We start from the raw sequence: 20,459 nt of genomic DNA, 5'->3' as shown, positions 1-20,459 counted from the left end.
CCGGCCTCCCGGGGGCGACGCACGTGGTGCCGGTCCGGCACTCCACCGGGCCGCTCAAGCTCCGGGCAGGGTGCCCGTCGCCGAAGCGGCCGAGGTGAGTATCCCACACCGAGGTGTGCACCCGGTGTACTCGGTGCCCCACGCAGGCAGCCGGGCGTGCCGCGCTCATGCGCCCGGGCGAACTTGGGCGGGCCGCTTGTCGCGGTGCCGCGGGGTGGCTACCGTGCGCCTCGGGCCCGCGTGCGCACGACGTCGTGGCGCCCCGCGTTCCCTGCGTCCGGTGGGAGGTCCGGTGTCCCTGCTGGCGCGGCCGCTGAAGGTGGCCGTGTGCACCGTGGTGGCCCTTTCCGGGTGCCTCGCCGCCGTCCCGGCCGCGGCCTCGGACGGCGGCTCCTGCGAGTCCGCGGGCCGGTCCCTGCGCTACGTCGTGGCGTTCGACCGCGGCACGGCCGAACCGGACGCGCGCCGGCAGGTTGCGGCGGCCTGCGGTGACACGACCGTGTACTACCCGCAGATCGCTGTGGCGGTGGCCACGTCGGCGGAAGCGAAGTTCACCGCGAAAATCGGGGCAGACCGGGCATTCAGCGCGCAAGGGACCAGATTGGCGGCGCAGCGGGCGAGTGGGATCGACCCGGCTTCGCCGTCGCCGGCGCCCGCCCGGCTCGCCCCGACCGATCCGGCGCGGGTGCCGTCCGGCGACCGGTCCGGCGGGCAGTGGGACATGCGCGCGATCAACGCCCCGGCGGCGCACCGGATCACCGAGGGCCGTCGTGACGTGGTGGTGGGCGTGCTCGACTCCGGCGTCGACCCGCTGCACCCCGACCTGGCGGCCGCGATCGACCCCGCGGACTCCGCGGGCTGCCTGACCGGTGCCCCCGACCCGCGGCCCGAGGCCTGGCAGCCCACCACCTCGGTGCACGGCACGCACGTGGCCGGCGTCATCGCGGCGGCCGACGACGGCCGGGGGGTCACCGGAGTCGCGCCCGGCGTGCGGATCGCGTCGGTGAAGGTGATCGACGACCGCGGCAACGCCGACCCGGAGGCGGCGGTCTGCGGTCTGATGTGGTCGGCGGCGCACCACCTGCCGGTGACCAACAGCAGCTGGTTCGTGAACCCGTGGTCGCTCTCGTGCGTGCGCGGCGACGACCGCGGCGTGGTGCACGAGGTGCTGGCGCGGGCGGTGGAGTACTCGACGGCGGCGGGAACCCTGAACGTCGCCGCGGCGACGAACGAGGCCGTCGACCTGGCCCCTTCGGCGCCCTCGGGCACGCCCTCCGCCCCCGGCCGGTGCGAGGCGCTGCCCGCCGGGCTGCGTGACGTGGTGGCGGTCTCCGCCGTCGGCGCGGACCGGGTGAAGACCGGCTACAGCTCGTACGGCCTCGGCGTGGTCGATGTCACCGCTCCCGGCGGGGACGCCGGCCAGTGCGTGCTGTCCACGGTGCCGGGCGGGTACGCGCCGCTGTGCGGCACGTCGATGGCGGCACCGCACGTGGCCGGGGTGCTGGCCCTGCTGAAGTCCGTGCACCCGGCCGCCTCCCCCGCGAGCCTGCGCCGCGACCTGGAAGCCGGGTCCTCGCCCTTGCCCTGCCCGGACGACTACGACCTCACCGGCGACGGCGCGCAGGACGCGTACTGCGCGGGCTACGACAGCTACAACGGCTTCTACGGCCACGGACTGACCGACGCGCTCGCCGCGGTGCAGCCGCCCGCGGCCGGGCCGCCCGATCCCGTCTCCCGTTGAGCTCCCCGGCGACCGGGGGATTCAGGTGAGCAGGAGCTTGGTGATCCTCCTCGTGGAGCCCCAGACGCCGAGGCCGGCCAGCACCAGCAGGTAGGCGAGGTTGCCGAGCAGGCTCCAGGACAGGATCCCGGTGGCGAGCCCGCGCATCAGCTCGATGCCGTGGTAGAGCGGGAAGCAGCGCACCACCCACTGGATCGCCGTGGGGTAGACCGACAGCGGGAAGAACGTGGTGGAGAACAGGAACATCGGCATCAGCACGAGCTGGATGTAGTCGAACTGCGAGGTCGACTTCAGAAAGCTGACCAGCGTGATGCTGATGGCCGAGAAGGCGAACGACACCAGCAGCGACACCGGCAGGAGCAGCAGCGCCCACCACGAGGTGAGCAGTCCCATCGCGCCGGTGACGGCCATGAACGCGACCGAGTAGATGCCGCCGCGCAGCATGGACCAGCCGATCTCGCCGAGAGCGACGTCGAGCGGGCCGACCGGGGTGGCGAGCATGGCGTCGTAGGTCTTCGCGTACCGCAGCTTGAAGAACAGGTTGTACGTCGACTCGAAGACGGCGCCGTTCATCGCCGAGGACGCCAGCAGGGCGGGCGCGACGAAGGCGACGTAGCTCATCGGCCGCCCGTCCGGACCCGGCACGCTGGTGACCAGCCGTCCGAAGCCGACCTGGAAGGCGAGCAGGTAGAACAGCGGCTCCAGGGCCCCGGACAGCAGGATCATCCAGGAGCGGCGGTAGACCGTGAGCGCCCGTTCGACCAGCGCTCCGGCCCGGCCGCTGTAGAGGCCCGGGGGCAGGACGCGCAGCATCAGGCCGCGCCGGGCCGGCGCCGCGAACTCCGGGGCTTCGAACAGGGTCATGGGGTCACCGGCTTTCGGTACGGGCGCGGGGCCGAGACCGGAGGCTGCGCGTGCAGGGCGGTGCGTGACGAGGACGGTTCCGGCCATCCTGGCCACCCACGATCCGGGGCTCGGGACGGGCGTGGGGGAAAACCGGGCGGGCGGCGCATCAGTTCACCAGCCGTTGGCCGAAGTAGCGGTGGGCCAGCGCCCAGCCGACCGCCACCAGCGCGGTCAGGTAGGCCGCGTGGCCGAGCGCGGGCCAGACGCCGACGCCGCCGAGGGTCACCGCCCGGGAGAGCTGGGTGCCGTGCCACAGCGGGGAGATCCAGGCGAGCCAGCGCAGGTACAGCGGGATCTGGGTGATCGGGAAGAAGGTGCCCGAGAACAGCGTCATCGGGATGACCACGAAGCGGAAGATCAGGCCGAAGCGGGTGCCCTCGTCGAAGGTCTTCGCGGCCAGTGCGGCCATCGGGGTGGTGCAGGCCAGGCCGGTCAGGGTGCCGGCGAGGATCACCGCCAGTGCGCCGAAGTTCACCCAGGCGCCGAAGAACACCGCGATCAGCGCGTAGATCGAGCCGGCCAGGGAGAGCTTCAGCGTGGTCCAGATCAGGTGGCCGCCGAGCACCTGACCCGGGGAGACCGGGGTGGCCGTGACCGCCAGGTAGTCCTTCTGCCACTTGAACCCCGACAGCACCGGGTAGCTCGAATCGGCCACGCCCATCTGGGCCGAGCCGGCCACGAGCAGGGCCGGCGCCACGTACTGCAGGTAGGGCAGGCCGCCGGTGGCCGGGCCCGCCTGGACCTGGGAGCCGAAGCCCAGGCCCATCGCGGCCAGGAACAGCACGGGCTGCAGCCCGGTGGAGTACAGCGTGGCCAGCCAGTAGCGCCGGTACCAGGTCCAGTGGCCCTCGACGCGCAGCCACGCGCCGTGCCAGCGGCCGACCACGCGGCCGGTTGCGGATGCGGTCATCAGTCCACCAGCGTCCGGCCGGTGAGCCGGAGGAACACGTCCTCCAGCGAGCTGCGGCGGACCAGGCTGGACAGCGGCCGCAGGCCCCGCTCGTGGGCGCGGGCCAGCGCGTCCTCCCCCGCTCCGGTGTAGAGCAGCACCCGGTCGGGCAGCACCTCGACCCGCTCGGCCAGGTCTTCGACCCGCTTCGCCGCCGCCTCCTGCTCCCCCGCCGGGAACCGCAGCTCGACCACCTCCCGGGTGGAGTACCGCGCGATCAGCTCCGCGGGCGAGCCCTCGGCGGCGATCCGGCCGGCGTCCATCACCACCAGGCGGTCGCAGAGCTGCTCGGCCTCGTCCATGTAGTGCGTGGTGACGATCAGCGTGGTGCCCTGCGCCTTGAGCCGGAACAGCCGGTCCCACAGCAGGTGGCGGGCCTGCGGGTCGAGCCCGGTGGTGGGCTCGTCGAGCAGCAGCAGCTCCGGGTCGTTCACCAGTGAGCGGGCGATCGTGAGCCGGCGCTTCATCCCGCCCGACAGCGAGTCGACCGGCTTCTCCGCCCGGTCGGTGAGCTGCGCGAACTCCATCAGCTCCTCGGCCTTGCGCCGCACGTGCGCCCGGGACAGCCCGAAGTACCGGCCGTAGATGTGCAGGTTCTGCCGCACGGTCAGCTCGAGGTCGAGGTTGTCCTCCTGCGGCACCACGCCCAGCCGCGCGCGGACGCGCGGACCGGACACGTCCGGGTCCAGGCCCAGCACCCGCAGTTCGCCGTCGGTGCGCGGCGAAACGCAGGCGATCATCCGCATGGTCGAGGACTTCCCGGCGCCGTTCGGCCCCAGGAAGCCGAACGCCTCGCCCGGGCGCACCTCCACGTCGATCCCGCGGACCGCTTCGAAGTCACCGAACCGCTTCACCAGTGCCTTGGCCTGGACCAGTGGCGGCTCTGTCGCTGTGTCTCCCACACCGAAGACCCTAGGACGGGACACCGACAGTTTTCGACCGGTTTGGCCGATCACCGGCCGACGGTCACCGGGAACACCCGCGAAACCCCGTTCACCGTCACGGAAATCCGCGCCACGCCCGGGTGCAGCGCGGTCAGCGAACCGGTCGCCGGATCGTAGGAGACGACGTCCCACGGCCACGGCGGCCACGGGCCGATGTGCACGCCGGAGCCGCCCCAATCGGCGCTCACCGGGTACGCCACCGGGACCACCCGCCCGGCCTGGGTCAGCGTCGCCCGCAGCTCGGCCTTCTGGCCGGGCCGCAGCGACGAGGGCCCGGTGATCGACAGCGCGTCGACGTTCGGCCGCGTTTCGAACCGCACCGGCTGCGCCCGGTCGCCCGGGTCGAACCGCACCAGCGTCCAGCCGACGAAACCGCCGTCGCCGGGCGCGGCCGCCGGCGTCTTGCCCGAGTTGCCGTTCACCAGGTACGGCACACCGTCGGTGCGCGAAAGGCCGAACACGCCCGCGTGCGAAGCGATCGAGGCCGCCTGCTTCCCGGAGACCTGCTCGAAATCGGTGAGCCAGCCGGTGATCAGGCCCGCTTCCTTGCGATCGCCCAGCTGGGAGTTGCCGGTCGGGCTCGGATCCTTCACCGGGTGGTGCATCGCGACGACCACCCCGCGCACCGACGGGTCGCGCTCCGCGCCGTCGAGCGCGTCCCGCACCATCCGCACCTGGTCGAACCCGCCCGCGCGCAGCGAGCCGCGAGAAGAGTCCAGCAGCACCAGGCGGATCCCGTGCACGTCCACCACCCGGTGGGTCGCGCCGAACACCGCCTGGAATTGCTTCAGCCCGTCGCCGGCCTCGGCTTCGTGGTTGCCGGGCAGGTAGTACCACGGCACCCGGCCCGCCAGCTCCTCGTCGATCACCTTGCGCGCCAGCGCGAAGTCCGGTGCCGTGCCGCGGTCGACCAGATCGCCGTTGATCAGCACCAGGTCCGGCTTCGCCGCGACGGCCTCGCGCATGGCCCGGCGCGCCTGCGCGACGAGCGGGCCGTCCGGCGCGTCGGCGGTGAACTGCGCGTCGCTGACCACCGCGATGCGCAACCCGCCCGGTCCGAGCGAGCCGTCGGTGACCAGCGCCGGGTCGTGCACCGGCGGGTCCGCGGGCACCGGGACCGACGGCGCGACCTCGAAGGTGAGGTCGTCGAACACCAGCCGGCCCGAGTACTGCCGGTCCGGCCGGTTCTCCACGGCGTAGAAACGGGTCAGGGCCTGCCCGGCCGGCAGCCCGGCGGGCACGGTGGCGCTCACGTGGCGCCAGCCGGTCCAGTCCACGCTCAGCGCAAGGTCCACAATGGACGCAACGTTCGCCGCGTCGTGCAGTTCCGCGCGCAGCCAGGACCCCTGGCCGTCGCCGTTCACCCACAGCCCGATCTTCTGGGTGCCGGCCGGGACCGGGATCGGCGTCGCCGCGTTGACGTAGGCGGCGCGCGTGGCATCCGTCCCGGTCAAGCGGTAGTCGAGGCCGAGGCCCGCCCCGCCGTCACGGCCGGGAGCGGCTGAGAGCGCGGCGCCGGCCACGGCCGGGTACACGCTGGCAGTCCACCCTGCCGGACCGTCCAAAGGGGACGCGATCCGCGGCACAGCGCCCACCGAGGCGGCCAGGTGCGCGGTCAGGCCCGCCGCGTGCACGGTGATCGCCGACGCGCCCGAAGCGGTGAGCGCGGTGACGGCGAACCCGTCGGCCGAGGGCTCGACGTCGACCACCGCGGGGTCGTAGTCCAGCTTCACGTCGCGGGGTTCCAGCCAGGTTCCGTAACCGTCGGCGTCGTAGCCGTAGACCTGGAACGTGCTCTTGGCACCGGCGCCGGAGAGCGCGACCTGCCCGGTGCTCGTGCCGAGCCGGACCGGCGAGCCGAGCACGGACAGCCTGGTGTGGCCGGAGGCCCGGCCGTCGCGCGCGATCACGTCCACCTCCGCCCGCGCGTCCGGGCGGAGGTGATCGGCGTGCGCGGTGAAGACGTCCTGGGTCACGCTGCCGCGCAACGGGTTCGACGTGCTCCAGCGAGGCTGCGCCGCGACGGCCGCCCCGGTCTCGTCGTGGCCGTCCGCGACGAGCACCCGAGACAGCCCCGACAGGACCCTGGTGGCGTTCTTGGTGTTCTGCGCGGGCGTCGGGGCGAAACCGGTCAACCGTCCGCTGCCGGGCACCGTGGCGATGCCGATCCCGTTGGGCACCAGGCGTTCCCCGCCGTCCGAAGGCGAGTTGCGCACGCTCGGCGCGGTCTCGCCCTCGGTGCGGGCGAGCAGGGTGGACGAGCCGCCGCCGTCGAGGTTGATCGCGTCCTCGGCGCCGAGTGCCTTCATCTGGCGGGCCAGCTCCAGCTCGGTCATGCCCCGGCTGTCGGCCTGACGGCCGTCGATGGTCACGAGCCACATCCGCCGGCCGTCGCCGGAGAAGCCGACCGCGGTCCGCGGCGCCAGCGTGACGTCGTCGACCGGCTGCGGCCGGCCGTTCTCCAGCAGCGCCTCGTTGCCGCCGACCGCGACCGCGATCTTCCCGGCGTCCGAACGCGGCGCGTAGGAAACGCCCACCCGGTCGCCGACGTGCAGGCCGTTCACCGTGTCCGCGCCGGCTTCGCGGCCCAGCAGAACCGTGCTGCCGGCCGGGATCGGGCCGTCGGCGGGCGCGGTCCCCAGCCGGGTGACCACCCCGGCGCGGACCTCGGCCTCGGCCACGCGCCGGGCCCCGGCCACCGAGGTCGTCCGCGCCGACGCGCCCCAGAGCGGGGTGTAGACCCCGAGGGCGTCCGGGCCGAGCACGGGGCTGTTGAAGTTGGTCGCGGGCACGGCTCGGCCGCCCGGCATCGTGACGGTGGCTTCGAGGAAGATGTCCGCGAGCTTCGCCCGGCCCGCTTCGGTGATGGCGGCGGTGGTGTTGTGCCCGGCGGCGGGCGCGGTCTGCAACCGTCCGTGGTCGATGCCGACGCCGATCGGCGCGCCGGTGGCGGAGATGTCGAAGAAGTCGCCGTTCACACCCGCGACCGCGCCGGCCCGCGCGACCTGCCGGGAGAGCGGGGCGCGCGCGGAAACCGTGCCCGGGCTCAGGTAGGTCGGCTTCAGCCCGTTGCCGGACAGGTCGACGCTCAGGGTGTCGCCGCGGATCCAGCCCTTCGGGTCGAAGCGGTCGAACTGCGTCAGGTCCAGTCCGGGCGCGACGGCCGTGGTCGCGCTGCTGGTCACCAACCCGTCGTCCGGGGCCAGGGCGGCGTAGGTGATCGGGGCTTCGCGGGCCGAGGACGCGGCGGGCGCCCCTTCGACCGGCGGCGGGCCGAGCGGCGCGGCCAGCGGGTCGGCGTGCCCGGGCGCCGTGACGGCCGTGCCCAGGATCGTGGTCAGGGCACCGAGCAGTACCAGGCGGGACTTCTTCACGAGGAACCCCAGGATCGAGTGAGTGGGCTGCGCCCAGAAAAGTCCACCGGTGCGGCCGGCGGAAGGCTTCCCGGTGAACGTCGCCCGAACGGCTCAGGTCAGGGCGTGAGCGGAGCCCTCAGGAACGCCGTGGCCACGGCCTCGTCGCCGGTGATCCGCGGTTCGGCCACCGTGCGCTTCCACAGGCGCAGCACCAGGTTCCGGGCCGGGGCTTCGACGGTGGCGACGGCCTCGGCCTCGCCCAGCGCGGGCGGCTCGCCCGGCACCAGGGTCCAGGAGTGGCCGGTGTCGGTGGCGCGCAAGGTGATCGGCGCGGCCAGCGGCGGGACGGCGTGCCGGCGGGCGATCCGCGGCAGGATGGCTTCGAAGACCTCGCTGACGCCGTCGGCGGCGATCACCGGGTCCAGCTCGGCGGCCTCGGTGAGGTCGATCAGGTGCACCGCGGTCTCGTGCACCTGGCGGCGGAACCAGAACGCCTTGGTCCTGGCGGTGGCGCCGAAGTGCCAGCAGCTCGCCTCCGGATCGGCCTCGGCGAGGGCGTCCAGCAGCACGGACGCGCTTTCGGCGTACCACCCGGGCAGGTCCGCGGACGGCGGGTTCCCGAACTCCTGGGGCCGCGGCTCACCGGTGCGGACGACCTCGGCCGCCCAGCGGTGCACGTGGCCCAGGTGCGCGCCGAGGTCCGCGCGCGTCCAGCCGCCGCAGTCGGGCACCGGCGCGCCGGGCTCACCGGTGCGCAGCCCCTCGGCGAACGCCCGGGTGAGCGTGCGCAGGTGCGGCAGGTACGCCGCGGGCGGCAACGCGGTCATCGGTCACCTCACGAGGGAATGTCCGGCAGGAAAGGAAAAGCCGGGGCGGCACCACGCGGTGCCGCCCCGGCCTCAGTCCCGGCTCACAGGTCCGGGAACCACAGCTTCAGCTCACGCTCGGCCGACTCCGGCGAGTCGGAGCCGTGCACCAGGTTGTACTGCGTCTCCAGGCCGAAATCGCCGCGCAGGGTACCCGGGGTGGCCTTCTCGACCGGGTCGGTGCCGCCGGCGAGCTGGCGGAAGGCGGCGATGGCGCGCGGGCCTTCGGCGGCGAGCGCCACGACCGGGCCCGAGGTGATGAACTCCAGCAGGTCGCCGAAGAACGGCCGCTCCTTGTGCTCGGCGTAGTGCTCCTCGGCCAGCGAGCGCTCGACCGTGCGCAGTTCGAGGGCGACCAGCTTCAGGCCCTTGCGCTCGAGGCGCGAGACGACCTCGCCGACGAGGCCGCGCGCGACGCCATCGGGCTTGACGAGGACCAGCGTGCGTTCAGTCACGACGGTGCTTCTCCTTGTACTGATTCGTGGTGAGGGCTGCCGAGCCTAGCCGACGCGCCCGGAACGCCGGTTCCGGCGTGCTCAGCGGCCCTGCGGGTGGAAGGTCTTCGACCAGAGCGAGGCGCCGCCGGCGTCCCGGAGGTCGACGGTCAGGTCGCCGCTGGCGCCGTCGACGTTCAGCTCGCCGAAGTGCTGGAACCCTTGTGCGGGCGAGGAGTTCTGCGTCACCGGGGCGTGCACGAACACGGCCTCGGGCCCGAAGGTCGGGTCGAGCGCGTTGGGACCGAACGCGCCGGCGTTGAGCGGGCCGGAGACGAACTCCCAGAACGGGTCGAAATCGCCGACCGCGGCCCGGTCCGGTGAGTAGTGGTGCGCGGCGGTGTAGTGCACGTCGGCGGTCAGCCAGACGACGTTGCGCACGCGGCGGCGCGAGATCTCCCGCAGCACCCACGCCAGCTCCGTCTCCCGCCCGCCCGGGGCGCCGGGGCGGTTGTTCGCCACGGCTTCGATCGCCGTGCCGTCCGGCACCACGAGGCCGATCGGCATGTCCGCTTGCACGATCTTCCACGTCGCGGTGCTGCGGCCGAGCGCACCGGCGAGCCAGCGCGCCTGCCGCTCGCCGAGGATGTGACCGGGCGCGCCCTGGTCGGCGGTGTTGGCGTCGCGGTAGCTGCGCATGTCGAGCACGAACACCTCGACCCGGCGGCCGTGCCGGTGGCTGCGGTAGACGCGGCCGTCGACGGCCTGACGCCGGTCCATCGGGTGCCATTCGTGGAAGGCCTGGTAGGCGCGCGGGGCGAGCACGTCCACGCGCTTCTCGGTGTACTCGGGGCGGTCGTTCATCACCTCGCCCGGGTACCAGTTGTTCGAAACCTCGTGGTCGTCCCACTGGACCAGCGCCGGAACCTCGGCGGCGAACCGGCGGAAGTGCCGGTCGAGCCGGTTGTAGGCGTGCTGGCCGCGGAACTCGGCCAGGGTCTCGGCGACCTTGGCTTTCTCCGGGGTGACGACGTTGTGCCAGGTCCCGCCGCCGGGCAGGGTGACGGATTCGGTGAGCGGGCTGTCGGCGTACACGGTGTCGCCGCTGTGCAGGAACAGGTCCGGGTGGCGGTCGGCCATGGCGCCGAAGATGGTCATGCCGCCCAGCTCCGGGTTGATGCCGTAGTTCTGGCCCACGACGTCGCCGCTCCAGAGGATGCGCGTGTCGGCGTGGCCGAGCGGGGCGGTGGCGAACCGGCCGGTGACCGCTTCGCTGGTGGTGCGCCCGTCGAGGTCGACGGCGGTGACGCGGTAGTGGTAGCCGGTGCCCGGGCGCAGGCCCGTGAGGCGGACCTTGCCGGTGCCGCCGGTCTCGGGTGAGACCACCGGCCCGCTCACGCGGCGGGCCGCGCGGAAGGACGGGTCCCGCGCGAGCTCCACCACCAGCCGTGACGGCCGGTCGGCCCGCGACCAGACGATGCCGGAGCCGGTGGTGACGTCACCGGAAGCGACGCCGTGGGTGAGCACCGGGCGGTCGCGGCGGACCAGCGCGGCACTCGCCACCCCCGGGACGAGCAGGCCACCGGCCAGCGCGGACGTGGCCAGCCCGGCCTTGAGCAGGGTGCGGCGGGTGGGAGTCGATTCGGTCATGCCGGACGTTCTATCCCGCGCCCACGGCGCGGCGGCCAACGCGGGCTGACGCGGCGGTGAACGGCGGAGGGGAGCCGCTCAGGCCGGGGGCGGCTGCTGGCTCATCAGGGTCCCGGCCGCCATCCGGCGGGCCACATCCCGGCGCAGCCACAGCAGCCACAGGTAGACGGCCAGGAAGACCACGCCGATGATGGCGATCGCGGGCAGGGCGCCGGCCATCGCGATCAGGGCCAGTTGCAGGAGCAGCACCACGGGCAGGGCCCAGACGCGCTTGATCATCCCGCACAGGACCACCAGGGCCAGCGCGATGGCGAGCACCGTCCAGCCGAGGGCGCTGGTCAGGCCGGCGCCCAGCTTGTCGATCACCGGCAGGGCCAGGGCGACGGTGATCGCCTCCAGTATCAGGGTGCCCGCGAGCACGCCGCGGAAGCCCTTCATCGGGTCCTTGGGCGGCGGGGCGACCGCCTCGGCCGCGGCTTCGCCGGTCGCGGCGCCCGCCGGGGTCGCGCTCTCGGGGGTCTCACTCATGCCGGCTCCTTCCCGAACAGGGTGCGCGCGTCGCCCGCGGTGACGACCGAGCCGGTGATCAGCACCCCGCCGCCGGCCAGGGGCTCTTCCGGGTCGTCGGACTGCTCGACCAGGCCGATCGCCGTCTCCACCGCGGTCTCCAGGTCCGGTTCGGCCAGCACCCGGTCCTCGCCGAAGATCGAGATGGCCTGCTCGTTCAGCTCGTCCAGCGGCATCGAGCGCAGGGCCGAATTCCGGGTGATCACCACCTCGGACACCACCGGCTCCAGCGCGTCGAGGATGCCGCGCGCGTCCTTGTCGGCCATCACCGCGACCACCGCGACCAGGCGGCGGAACGCGAACTCCCCGGCCACCGTGGTGGCCAGCGCGCGGGCGCCCATCGGGTTGTGCGCGGCGTCGATCAGCACGGTCGGGGCCGCGCGCACGCGCTCCAGCCGCCCCGGGTTCTCCACCTCGGCGAACGCCTCGCGCACGGCCTCGAGGACCAGTTGCTTGTCCTTGCCCGCCCCGAAGAACGCCTCGACGGCCGCGAGCGCGAGCGCCGCGTTGGCCGCCTGGTGCGCGCCGTGCAGGGGCAGGAAGATCTCGTCGTACACGCCGCCGAGGCCCTGCAGCTTCAGCAGCTGGCCGCCGACCGCGACCTCGCGCTCCAGCACGCCGAACTCGCTGCCCGCGCGCGCCACCGAGGCGTCGACCTCGACCGCCCGCTCCAGCAGCACGTTCAGCACGTCCTGGTCCTGCTCGGCGATCACCGCGACGGCGCCGGGCTTGATGATCCCGGCCTTCTCCACCGCGGCGTCCACGGCCTTCGGGCCCAGGTACTCCACGTGGTCGACGCCGATCGGGGTGATCACCGCGACGTCGCCGTCCGCGACGTTCGTGGCGTCCCAGGCCCCGCCCATACCGGCCTCGACCACGGCCGCCTCCACCGGCGCGTCGGAGAACGCGGCGAACGCCATCCCGGTGAGCACCTCGAACTTGCTCATCGGCACGCCGTCCTCGCTCGCGCCGTCGACCATCGTGACGTACGGGGCGACGTCGCGGAACAGGTCCACGTACTTCGCCGCCGGGATCGGGTGCCCGTCCACGGCGATGCGCTCGGTGACGAGCTGGAGGTGGGGGCTGGTGTAGCGGCCCACGCGCAGTCCCATCCGGGTGAGCAGCGCGTCGATCATGCGCGAGACCGAGCCCTTGCCGTTGGTGCCGGCGACGTGCAGCACCGGGTAGCCGCGGTGCGGTTCGCCCAGCAGGGTGACCAACGCCTGGATCCGCGCCAGGGAGGGCGCGATCTTCGTCTCCGGCCAGCGCTGGTTCAGCTCCGCCTCGACCGCCATCAGCTCCCGCCGGGCCTGCTGGCCGTTCGGGTCGGCGAGCTGCTCCTCGACGCCCTGGTCGTCCAGCTCGTGCAGTTCGGCGTCCCCGGCCCCGAGCAGGTCGGGCACCGGGCCGGTGGCCAGGTTGTCGCCCAGCTGGCCGATGCCGCCGATCCCGCCGCGAGCACCGCCGCCCACGGTGTACGCCGCGTCGGGGGCGTCGAGGTCGGGATCGACGTCGTCGGATTCGTCGTGGGCCCGGGCGCCCAGCTCGTCGACGCCGGCGAAGCTGTCCGGATCCGCGAGGTCCCGGCGCCGGCCCGGCCCGGCCGCGCCGCCGGCCTCGTCTTCGAAGCCTTCGTGCTCCCCGGCTCCGAACCGCCCGTCCTCACCACGCGGCACGCGACCGCTCCCCTCGACACCCTGGTTCACCTGACCAGACGAGTCTACGTGCGCGGTTCCTGGCAGTCTCGGGCCATGCCGTTCGACCACAACCACCACTACCACCCGCTCCTGCTGGCCCAGCTCCCGCCGGGACCGGGGCGGGCGCTCGACGTCGGCTGTGGCAGTGGCCGGTTCGCCCGCCGGCTGGCCGCGGCCGGGCTGGACGTGGACGCGATCGACGTCTCGGCGCCGATGATCCGGCTGGCCGAGGCCACCGGCTCGCCCGGTCCCGGCACGATCGACTTCCGGCGGGCCGACATCACCACCCAGCCGCTGCCGGAGGGGCACTACTCGTTCATCTCCAGCCTGGCGTCGCTGCACCACGTGCCGTTCGACACGGTGACGGCCCTGCGCGAGGCGCTCCGGCCCGGCGGGGTGCTGGCCGTGCTGGGCCTGGCCCGCCCGAGCACGGCCGCCGACCACGCGCGCGGCCTCGCGGCGGTCCCGGTGAACGCCGCCGCCCGGTTGCTGACCCACGCGGCCGACCGGCTGGGCGGCGGGGTGGACGCCCAGCCCCCCGCCCCGGTGCACCCGGAGTTCCCCCGGTTGTCCGAGGTGCGCGCCGGGGCCCGGCGGCTGCTGCCGGGCAGCACGGTGCGCCCGCTGCTGTTCTGGCGGTACCTGCTGACCTACCGGAAACCGTTCGACGAAGGGTGAGGTTCACTCGACTGCCGGGTGAAGCCGCGCGGCGACCACCCTTTCGGCGGCAGCGACCGGTGCCGCGCTGGACCAGCGTGAACGGCGTCCACGACGCCGCCCGCAGAACGAGGTCCTGATGCGCACCACCCGGCTCCTGTCCACCGCCTTCGCGGTGGTGGCCCTGCTCGCCGCCTCGGCCACCGCCGCCGCGGCGGCCACCCACCCGGCGCGCTACCGCCACTACGTCGCACTCGGCGATTCGTACACGGCGGGCCCGCTGATCCCGTTGCCCCGGCTGGACCCGCTGGGCTGCCTGAGATCGACGGCGAACTACCCGGCGGTGCTCGCGGCCCGGCTGCACGTGGGCACCTACACCGACGTCAGCTGCTCCGGGGCCGACACCTCGGACATGACGCACGCGCAGAACGTGCCGCTCGGGGTGAACCCGGCGCAGCTCAGCGCCTTGCGGCCCGGCACCGACCTGGTGACGCTCGGCATCGGCGGCAACGACTCCGGGGTGTTCGGCAGCCTGGTCGGCACCTGTCCGTCGCTGCGCGCGAGCGACCCCACCGGCAACCCGTGCCAGCAGCACTTCACCACGAACGGCGTGGACACCGTCAAGGCGGCGCTGGCCACCACCCAACGCAACGTCCAGTCGGTGCTGGCCGGCATCCACGCGCGCTCGCCGCACGCGAAGGTGCTGGCCGTCGGTTACCCGCGCATCGCCCCGGAATCCGGCTACTGCCCGGACATCCTGCCCTTCGCCGACGGGGACTACGCCTGGCTCTCCAGCGTCGAAGAGGCACTGAACGCGGCGATCTCGAACGCCGTGGCCGCCGACGGCCACTCGTCCTATGTGGACACTTTCGGCCCGTCGTCCGGGCACGACGCCTGCGCCCCGGACGGCGCGGCGTGGATCAACGGCAAGGACACGCTGCCACTGGCCGCGGCCGCCTACCACCCGCTGGCCCGCGGGATGGCCGGCGTGGCCACCGTGATCGCCCGCCACCTGAACCGCTAGCCCCCGCGGCACCCCTCACCCAGCCCCCTCGCCCCGGGCCCCCTGAACCCCCACGCGAGATCGCCGCCGCCGTCTGGACCGAGCGATTCCGTCCGGCCCCAAGGCCGGACGGAATCGGGAGGGAAGACGGCGGCTCAAGGGCGATCTCGCCGCCTCGACGAAGCCGAGGCAGAATTACCGCAGAGCCGTCAGGCGAGCCGTAATCCGCTCGATATCAGCCACGGCCGTCTCGCGGCGCAGCTTGATCTTCTCGATCACCGGGGCCGGGGCCTTGGCGATGAAGGACTCGTTGCCGAGCTTGCCCTCGGTCTGCGAAAGCTCCTTCTCGGCCAGGCCCAGGTCCTTGCTCAGGCGCTTGCGCTCGGCGGCCACGTCGACGGTGCCGGACAGGTCCAGTTCCACCGTCACCACACCGCCGGCCAGCGCGACCTCCAGGGCGGCGCTGGCGGAGAAGCCCTCCTCAACCGGGGTGAGGCGGACCAGCGAGCGGATCGAGTCCTCGTGGCCGGACACCTCGGCGAAGCCCGGGCCGGCGACGCGGGCGGCCACCTTCTGGCCCGGTTTGAGCCCCTGGTCGGCCCGGAAGCGGCGGACCTCGGTGACGAGCTTCTGCACGTCGGCGACGCGCGCGTCGGCGATCGGGTCCGCGTAGCCTTCGAACGGCTTCGGCCACGGCGCGATGACCAGCGACTCTCCGCCGGTCAGGGCGATCCACAGCTTCTCGGTGATGAACGGGACGAACGGGTGCAGCAGCCGCAGCACCGTGTCCAGCACGTGGCCGAGCACCGAGCGCGTGGCCCCGGCCCGGGCCTCGTCGCCCTGGTACAGCTGGACCTTCGCCAGCTCCAGGTACCAGTCGCACAGCTCGTTCCAGGTGAACTGGTAGAGCGCGGCCGCGACCTTGGCGAACTGGAAGTCCTCGAACAATCCGTCCACTTCGGACACCAGCGCGGCCAGCCGGCCGAGGATCCAGCGGTCGGCCTCGGTCAGCTCGCCCGGCGCGGGCAGCTCCGCCGCCACCGTGGCGCCGTTCATCATGGCGAACTTGCTGGCGTTCCACAGCTTCGTGCAGAAGTTGCGGGAGCCGGCCGCCCATTCGTCGGCCAGCGCCATGTCCCCGCCCGGGTTCGCCCCGCGGGCCAGGGTGAAGCGGGTGGCGTCGGCGCCGTAGGCGTCCATCCACTCGAGCGGGTCGATCACGTTGCCGCGCGACTTGGACATCTTCTTGCCCTGCGTGTCGCGGATCAGGCCGTGCAGGTAGACGTGGTCGAACGGCGGGGTCCCGGCCATCTCCTGGACGCCGAACATCATCATCCGCACGACCCAGAAGAACAGGATGTCGTAACCGGTGGACAGCACGCTGGTCGGGTAGAACTTGGCCAGGTCGCCGGTCCGCTCCGGCCAGCCCAGGGTCGACATCGGCCACAGGCCCGAGGAGAACCAGGTGTCCAGCACGTCCGGGTCCTGGTGCCAGCCCTCGCCGGTGGGCGGCTGCTCGTCCGGGCCCACGCACACCACCTGGTCGTCCGGTCCGTACCAGACCGGGATCCGGTGACCCCACCAGAGCTGGCGCGAGATGGTCCAGTCGTGCATGTTGTCGACCCAGTCGAAGTAGCGCTTCTCCAGCTCGGCCGGGTGGATCCGGGTACGGCCGTCGCGCACCGCGTCGCCCGCCGCCCGGGCCAGCTCCTCCACCTTCACCCACCACTGGAGCGAAAGCCGCGGCTCGACCACCGTTTCGCAGCGCGAGCAGTGCCCGACCGCGTGCGCGTACGGCCGCTTCTCGGCCACGATCCGGCCCGCCTCGCGCAGGGCCGCGACGACCGCGGGCCGTGCCTCGAACCGGTCCAGTCCCTCGAACGGGCCGGGCACGGTGACCTGGGCGCGCTCGTTCATCACGGTCGGCATCGGCAGTCCGTGCCGCCGGCCGATCTCGAAGTCGTTCGGGTCGTGCGCCGGGGTCACCTTCACCGCGCCGGTGCCGAACTCGGGGTCGACGTGCCGGTCGGCCACGATCGGGACCGTGCGGCCGGTGAGCGGCAGCTCGACCTCCGTGCCGACCAGGTGCGCGTACCGCTCGTCGTCCGGGTGCACGGCCACGGCGGTGTCGCCCAGCATGGTCTCCGCGCGGGTGGTGGCGACCACGATCGCGCCGTCGCCGTCGCCGTAGCGGATGGAGACGAGCTCGCCGTCGTCTTCGCTGTGGTCCACCTCGATGTCCGACAGCGCGGTCTGGCAGCGCGGGCACCAGTTGATGATGCGCTCGGCGCGGTAGATCAGGCCCGCGTCGAAGAAGTTCTTGAACACCGTCTGCACGGCCTGGGACAGGTTCTCGTCCATGGTGAAGCGCTCGCGCGACCAGTCGACGCCGTCGCCGAGCCGCCGCATCTGGCCCAGGATCCGGCCGCCGTACTCGGCCTTCCACGCCCAGACCCGCTCGACGAACTCCTCCCGGCCCAGGTCGTGGCGGGACAGGCCATCGGCGGCGAGCCGGCGCTCGACCACGTTCTGCGTCGCGATGCCGGCGTGGTCCATGCCGGGCAGCCACAGCACCTCGTAGCCCTGCATCCGGCGCCGCCGGCTCATGGCGTCCATCAGGGTGTGGTTGAGCGCGTGACCCATGTGCAGGCTGCCGGTCACGTTCGGCGGCGGCAGTACGATGGAGAACGGCGGCTTGTCCGACGTGGCATCGGCCGTGAAGTACCCGGCCGCCACCCAGCGGTCGTACAGGGGCGCTTCTTCGGCGGCCGGGTCCCAGGCACCCGGGAGGTCGGTGGTCTGCTGCGGAGCGTTCTCGGTCACAATGGACAAGTCTACGAACCCGCTCCGGCGGGGTTGCGCAGGGGGAAAGGGGTACCCGGATGACCCGCCCGGAAGAGCCGGACGACCGGATCGAAACGCATCCGGACCTGATCGACCCGAACTGGCAGAAGCACGCCGAGCTGGACGCCTGGCTGGGCGCCAAGAAGGAGCTGAAGAAGCGCCGCAAGCGCGAGCGCCGCTCCGGCGCCGGCTCACCCGTGCGCTACGGCGCCCCGGCCGCGCCGAGCCGCTGGCCCGGCCTCATCGCCGTGGCCGGACTGGTCGTGCTGCTGGTCGCCGCCATCGTCGTGCACCAGGTGCAGGGCGCCGGTGTGAACGAGCAGGCGCCGGAGTACTCCTTCAGCCTCGGTGCGCAGCCGCCGCCGGTCACGCCGCTCTTCTGAGCGACCCGGGCGCGGGGCCCCCGCAGGTCGACGACGCCGGAACGGTCGCGACACCGGCCCCGGCTTGGGAAACCGGCGGCCGAGGCGCACGATGGGGGCATGACCCGTGAAGCGCCGAAGAACGACGTGGACGAGACCCGCCTCGAGGTGGGCAAGCCGAAGAGCTGGGCCGCCGGCATCCCGGGCGTCGCGGTCTCCCTCGCCCGCGGCGTCGAGCAGATGGGGGTCACCCGCACCGCCCGCACGCTGCGGCTGCTGAACCAGCGCAACGGCTTCGACTGCCCCGGCTGCGCCTGGCCCGAGCCCCGCCAGGTCGACGGCGAGAAGCGCAAGGTGGCCGAATTCTGCGAAAACGGCGCGAAGGCGGTGGCCGAGGAGGCGACCAAGCGCCAGGTCGGGCGCGAGCTCTTCGCCGCTCACCCGATCGAGGAACTGGCCGGCCGGACCGACTACTGGCTGGGCCAGCAGGGCCGCATCACCGAGCCGTTCGTGTTGCGGGCGGGCGCCGGGCACTACGAGCCGATCTCCTGGGACGACGCGTTCGGCCTGATCGCCGACGAGATGTCCGCGCTGGCCGCCCCGGACGAAGCCATCTTCTACACCTCCGGGCGCACCAGCAACGAGGCCGCGTTCCTCTACCAGCTCCTCGTGCGCTCCTTCGGCACCAACAACCTGCCGGACTGCTCGAACATGTGCCACGAGTCCTCCGGCGCGGCGCTGTCCACCAGCACCGGCATCGGCAAGGGCTCGGTCTCGCTGGCCGACATCCACCACGCCGACCTGATCGTGGTGGTCGGGCAGAACCCGGGCACCAACCACCCGCGCATGCTCTCGGCGCTGGAGCAGGCGAAGGGCAACGGCGCGAAGATCATCGCGGTCAACCCGCTGCCCGAGGCCGGGCTGATGCGGTTCAAGAACCCGCAGAACGTGCGCGGGGTGGTGGGCGAGGGCACGCCGCTGGCCGACGAGTTCGCGCAGATCCGCCTCGGCGGCGACCTGGCGCTGTTCCAGGCCGTCGGCCACCTGCTGCTGAACTGGGAGCAGGAGGCGCCCGGCACGGTCGTCGACCGCGAGTTCGTCGACGGCCACACCCACGGTTTCGAGGACTACGCCAAGAACCTGCGGGAGCTGGACTGGCCGGAGACCGAGCGCGCCACCGGCCTGCCGCGCGCGCAGATCGAGCACATCGCCCGGATGATCGCCACCTCCGAGCGCACCGTCTACTGCTGGGCGATGGGGCTGACCCAGCACAAGCACGCCGTGCCGACCATCTCCGAGATCGCGAACCTGGCGCTGGTGCGCGGCATGATCGGCAAACCGGGCGCGGGACTGTGCCCGGTGCGCGGCCACTCGAACGTGCAAGGCGACCGGACCATGGGCGTCTGGGAGAAGATGCCGCAGTCGTTCCTGGACGCGCTGGCCGGGGAGTTCGGCATCGAGGTGCCGCGCGAGCACGGCTGGGACACCGTCGACTCGATCCGCGCGATGCGCGACGGGCGCGGCAAGCTGTTCTTCGCCATGGGCGGCAACTTCGCCTCGGCCACCCCCGATTCGGCGGCGACCGAGCAGGCGCTGCGCCGGTGCTCGCTGACCGTGCACGTCTCGACCAAGCTCAACCGCTCGCACGTGGTGCACGGCCGCACCGCGCTGATCCTGCCCACGCTGGGCCGCACCGAGCGGGACACGCAGTCCTCGGGCCCGCAGTTCGTCACCGTCGAGGACTCCATGTCCCAGGTGCACGCCTCCCGCGGCCGGCTGGCCCCGGCCAGCGGGCACCTGCTCTCCGAGGTGGCGATCATCTGCCGGCTGGGCGAGCGGCTGTTCGGCGCGGGCCACGCCGTGCCGTGGCGCACCTTCGAGGCGGACTACGACCTGATCCGCGACCGGATCGCCGCCGTGGTCAAGGGCTGCGAGGACTACAACCGCCGGGTGCGCGAGCCGGACGGCTTCGTGCTGCCCCACGCGCCGCGCGATTCGCGGGAGTTCACCGGCACGGCCACCGGGAAGGGCACGTTCACCGTGTCCGAACTGGAGTACCCGCAGGTGCCCGAGGGCCGGCTGCTGCTGCAGACGCTGCGCAGCCACGACCAGTACAACACCACGATCTACGGGCTCTCCGACCGTTACCGCGGCATCGAGGACGGCCGACGGGTGGTGTTCGTCAGCCCCGAGGACCTGGCGGAGCTGGGCATCGCCGACGGCGAGATCGTCGACCTGGTCTCCGAATGGCGCGACGGCGAGCGCCGCGCGCCCCGCTTCCGCGCCGTCTCCTACCCGACCGCCCGCGGCTGTGCGGCGGCGTACTTCCCGGAGGCCAACGCGCTGGTGCCGCTGGACTCCGTGGCGGAGAAGTCCAACACCCCGGTGTCGAAGGCGATCGTGGTGCGGCTCGACCCGCACCACCACGACTGACCCCGGCGCGGACCGGCGCGAACGGGCTCGGGTGAGCGGACCGGCCCGGT

Annotated in this window: 15 protein-coding genes; 5 read left to right on the top strand and 10 right to left on the bottom strand. The window is 73.1% G+C overall.

Going from position 1 to position 20,459, the window contains the following annotated elements; genetic code table 11:
* Positions 1-292: 292 nt before the first annotated feature.
* Positions 293-1,741, top strand: a complete 1,449-nt coding sequence (locus NYF13_RS27085) for a S8 family serine peptidase (RefSeq protein WP_315660576.1) — start codon at positions 293-295, stop codon at positions 1,739-1,741.
* A 21-nt stretch (positions 1,742-1,762) separates the two neighbouring features.
* Here NYF13_RS27085 and NYF13_RS27080 read toward each other — a convergent pair whose 3' ends face one another.
* The 9 genes from NYF13_RS27080 to NYF13_RS27040 form a co-directional block, all read right to left on the bottom strand.
* A complete protein-coding gene (locus NYF13_RS27080; RefSeq protein WP_315660575.1) occupies positions 1,763-2,605 on the bottom strand; it encodes an ABC transporter permease in 843 nt (280 codons plus the stop codon).
* 148 nt (positions 2,606-2,753) lie between these two features.
* Positions 2,754-3,557 (bottom strand): ABC transporter permease, encoded by an 804-nt coding sequence (locus NYF13_RS27075; protein WP_315660573.1) that lies wholly within the window; start codon positions 3,555-3,557, stop codon positions 2,754-2,756.
* Positions 3,557-4,498, bottom strand: coding sequence for an ABC transporter ATP-binding protein (locus NYF13_RS27070; RefSeq protein WP_315660571.1), 942 nt, complete (start codon positions 4,496-4,498; stop codon positions 3,557-3,559). Before NYF13_RS27070 ends, NYF13_RS27075 begins: the two co-directional genes overlap by 1 nt.
* 50 nt (positions 4,499-4,548) lie before the next feature.
* Complete coding sequence (locus tag NYF13_RS27065) at positions 4,549-7,914, bottom strand: phosphodiester glycosidase family protein (RefSeq protein WP_315660570.1); 3,366 nt, start codon at positions 7,912-7,914, stop codon at positions 4,549-4,551.
* 98 nt (positions 7,915-8,012) lie between these two features.
* A complete protein-coding gene (locus NYF13_RS27060) occupies positions 8,013-8,723 on the bottom strand; it encodes a maleylpyruvate isomerase family mycothiol-dependent enzyme (protein ID WP_315660568.1) in 711 nt (236 codons plus the stop codon).
* 83 nt (positions 8,724-8,806) lie between these two features.
* The gene (gene ndk / locus NYF13_RS27055) at positions 8,807-9,217 is read right to left on the bottom strand and encodes a nucleoside-diphosphate kinase (RefSeq protein WP_315660567.1); all 411 of its coding nucleotides are present in this window, start codon (positions 9,215-9,217) and stop codon (positions 8,807-8,809) included.
* A gap of 81 nt (positions 9,218-9,298) precedes the next feature.
* Complete coding sequence (locus NYF13_RS27050) at positions 9,299-10,846, bottom strand: alkaline phosphatase D family protein (RefSeq protein WP_315660566.1); 1,548 nt, start codon at positions 10,844-10,846, stop codon at positions 9,299-9,301.
* A 78-nt stretch (positions 10,847-10,924) separates the two neighbouring features.
* Positions 10,925-11,374 (bottom strand): DUF4233 domain-containing protein, encoded by a 450-nt coding sequence (locus NYF13_RS27045; protein ID WP_396287720.1) that lies wholly within the window; start codon positions 11,372-11,374, stop codon positions 10,925-10,927.
* Positions 11,371-13,089, bottom strand: coding sequence for a bifunctional folylpolyglutamate synthase/dihydrofolate synthase (locus NYF13_RS27040; RefSeq protein WP_396287719.1), 1,719 nt, complete (start codon positions 13,087-13,089; stop codon positions 11,371-11,373). The genes NYF13_RS27045 and NYF13_RS27040 overlap by 4 nt, the downstream gene beginning before the upstream one ends.
* A 75-nt stretch (positions 13,090-13,164) precedes the next feature.
* Here NYF13_RS27040 and NYF13_RS27035 point away from each other — a divergent pair, with 75 nt between their 5' ends.
* Together NYF13_RS27035 and NYF13_RS27030 are read left to right on the top strand one after the other, a co-directional pair.
* Entirely contained in the window at positions 13,165-13,788 is a 624-nt protein-coding gene (locus NYF13_RS27035; RefSeq protein WP_315660565.1) for a class I SAM-dependent methyltransferase, read from the top strand.
* A gap of 118 nt (positions 13,789-13,906) precedes the next feature.
* Complete coding sequence (locus NYF13_RS27030) at positions 13,907-14,791, top strand: SGNH/GDSL hydrolase family protein (RefSeq protein ID WP_315660564.1); 885 nt, start codon at positions 13,907-13,909, stop codon at positions 14,789-14,791.
* Between the two features lie 174 nt (positions 14,792-14,965).
* Here NYF13_RS27030 and NYF13_RS27025 read toward each other — a convergent pair whose 3' ends face one another.
* Positions 14,966-17,593, bottom strand: coding sequence for a valine--tRNA ligase (locus NYF13_RS27025; protein WP_315660563.1), 2,628 nt, complete (start codon positions 17,591-17,593; stop codon positions 14,966-14,968).
* A 59-nt stretch (positions 17,594-17,652) separates the two neighbouring features.
* On the opposite strand from NYF13_RS27025, the gene NYF13_RS27020 reads away from it, so the two are divergent.
* Complete coding sequence (locus tag NYF13_RS27020; protein ID WP_315660562.1) at positions 17,653-17,997, top strand: hypothetical protein; 345 nt, start codon at positions 17,653-17,655, stop codon at positions 17,995-17,997.
* Between the two features lie 99 nt (positions 17,998-18,096).
* Positions 18,097-20,409 (top strand): FdhF/YdeP family oxidoreductase, encoded by a 2,313-nt coding sequence (locus NYF13_RS27015; protein ID WP_315660561.1) that lies wholly within the window; start codon positions 18,097-18,099, stop codon positions 20,407-20,409.
* The last annotated feature ends 50 nt before the right edge of the window (positions 20,410-20,459 follow it).

Origin of the sequence: Amycolatopsis sp. PS_44_ISF1, from assembly GCF_032335455.1 — a bacterium.
GTDB lineage: Bacteria > Actinomycetota > Actinomycetes > Mycobacteriales > Pseudonocardiaceae > Amycolatopsis.
The sequence above is the reverse complement of the archived record's forward strand: the minus strand, read 5'-3'. Positions and strand labels throughout refer to the sequence as shown.

Excerpts from the sequence above, each read along its gene's own strand:
- NYF13_RS27080 (WP_315660575.1), bottom strand. The coding sequence starts at position 2,605 with ATGACCCTGTTCGAAGCCCCGGAGTTCGCGGCGCCGGCCCGGCGCGGC.
- NYF13_RS27075 (WP_315660573.1), bottom strand. The coding sequence starts at position 3,557 with ATGACCGCATCCGCAACCGGCCGCGTGGTCGGCCGCTGGCACGGCGCG.
- NYF13_RS27060 (WP_315660568.1), bottom strand. The coding sequence starts at position 8,723 with ATGACCGCGTTGCCGCCCGCGGCGTACCTGCCGCACCTGCGCACGCTC.
- NYF13_RS27050 (WP_315660566.1), bottom strand. The coding sequence starts at position 10,846 with ATGACCGAATCGACTCCCACCCGCCGCACCCTGCTCAAGGCCGGGCTG.
- NYF13_RS27045 (WP_396287720.1), bottom strand. The coding sequence starts at position 11,374 with ATGAGTGAGACCCCCGAGAGCGCGACCCCGGCGGGCGCCGCGACCGGC.
- NYF13_RS27035 (WP_315660565.1), top strand. The coding sequence starts at position 13,165 with ATGCCGTTCGACCACAACCACCACTACCACCCGCTCCTGCTGGCCCAG.
- NYF13_RS27030 (WP_315660564.1), top strand. The coding sequence starts at position 13,907 with ATGCGCACCACCCGGCTCCTGTCCACCGCCTTCGCGGTGGTGGCCCTG.
- NYF13_RS27020 (WP_315660562.1), top strand. The coding sequence starts at position 17,653 with ATGACCCGCCCGGAAGAGCCGGACGACCGGATCGAAACGCATCCGGAC.
- NYF13_RS27015 (WP_315660561.1), top strand. The coding sequence starts at position 18,097 with ATGACCCGTGAAGCGCCGAAGAACGACGTGGACGAGACCCGCCTCGAG.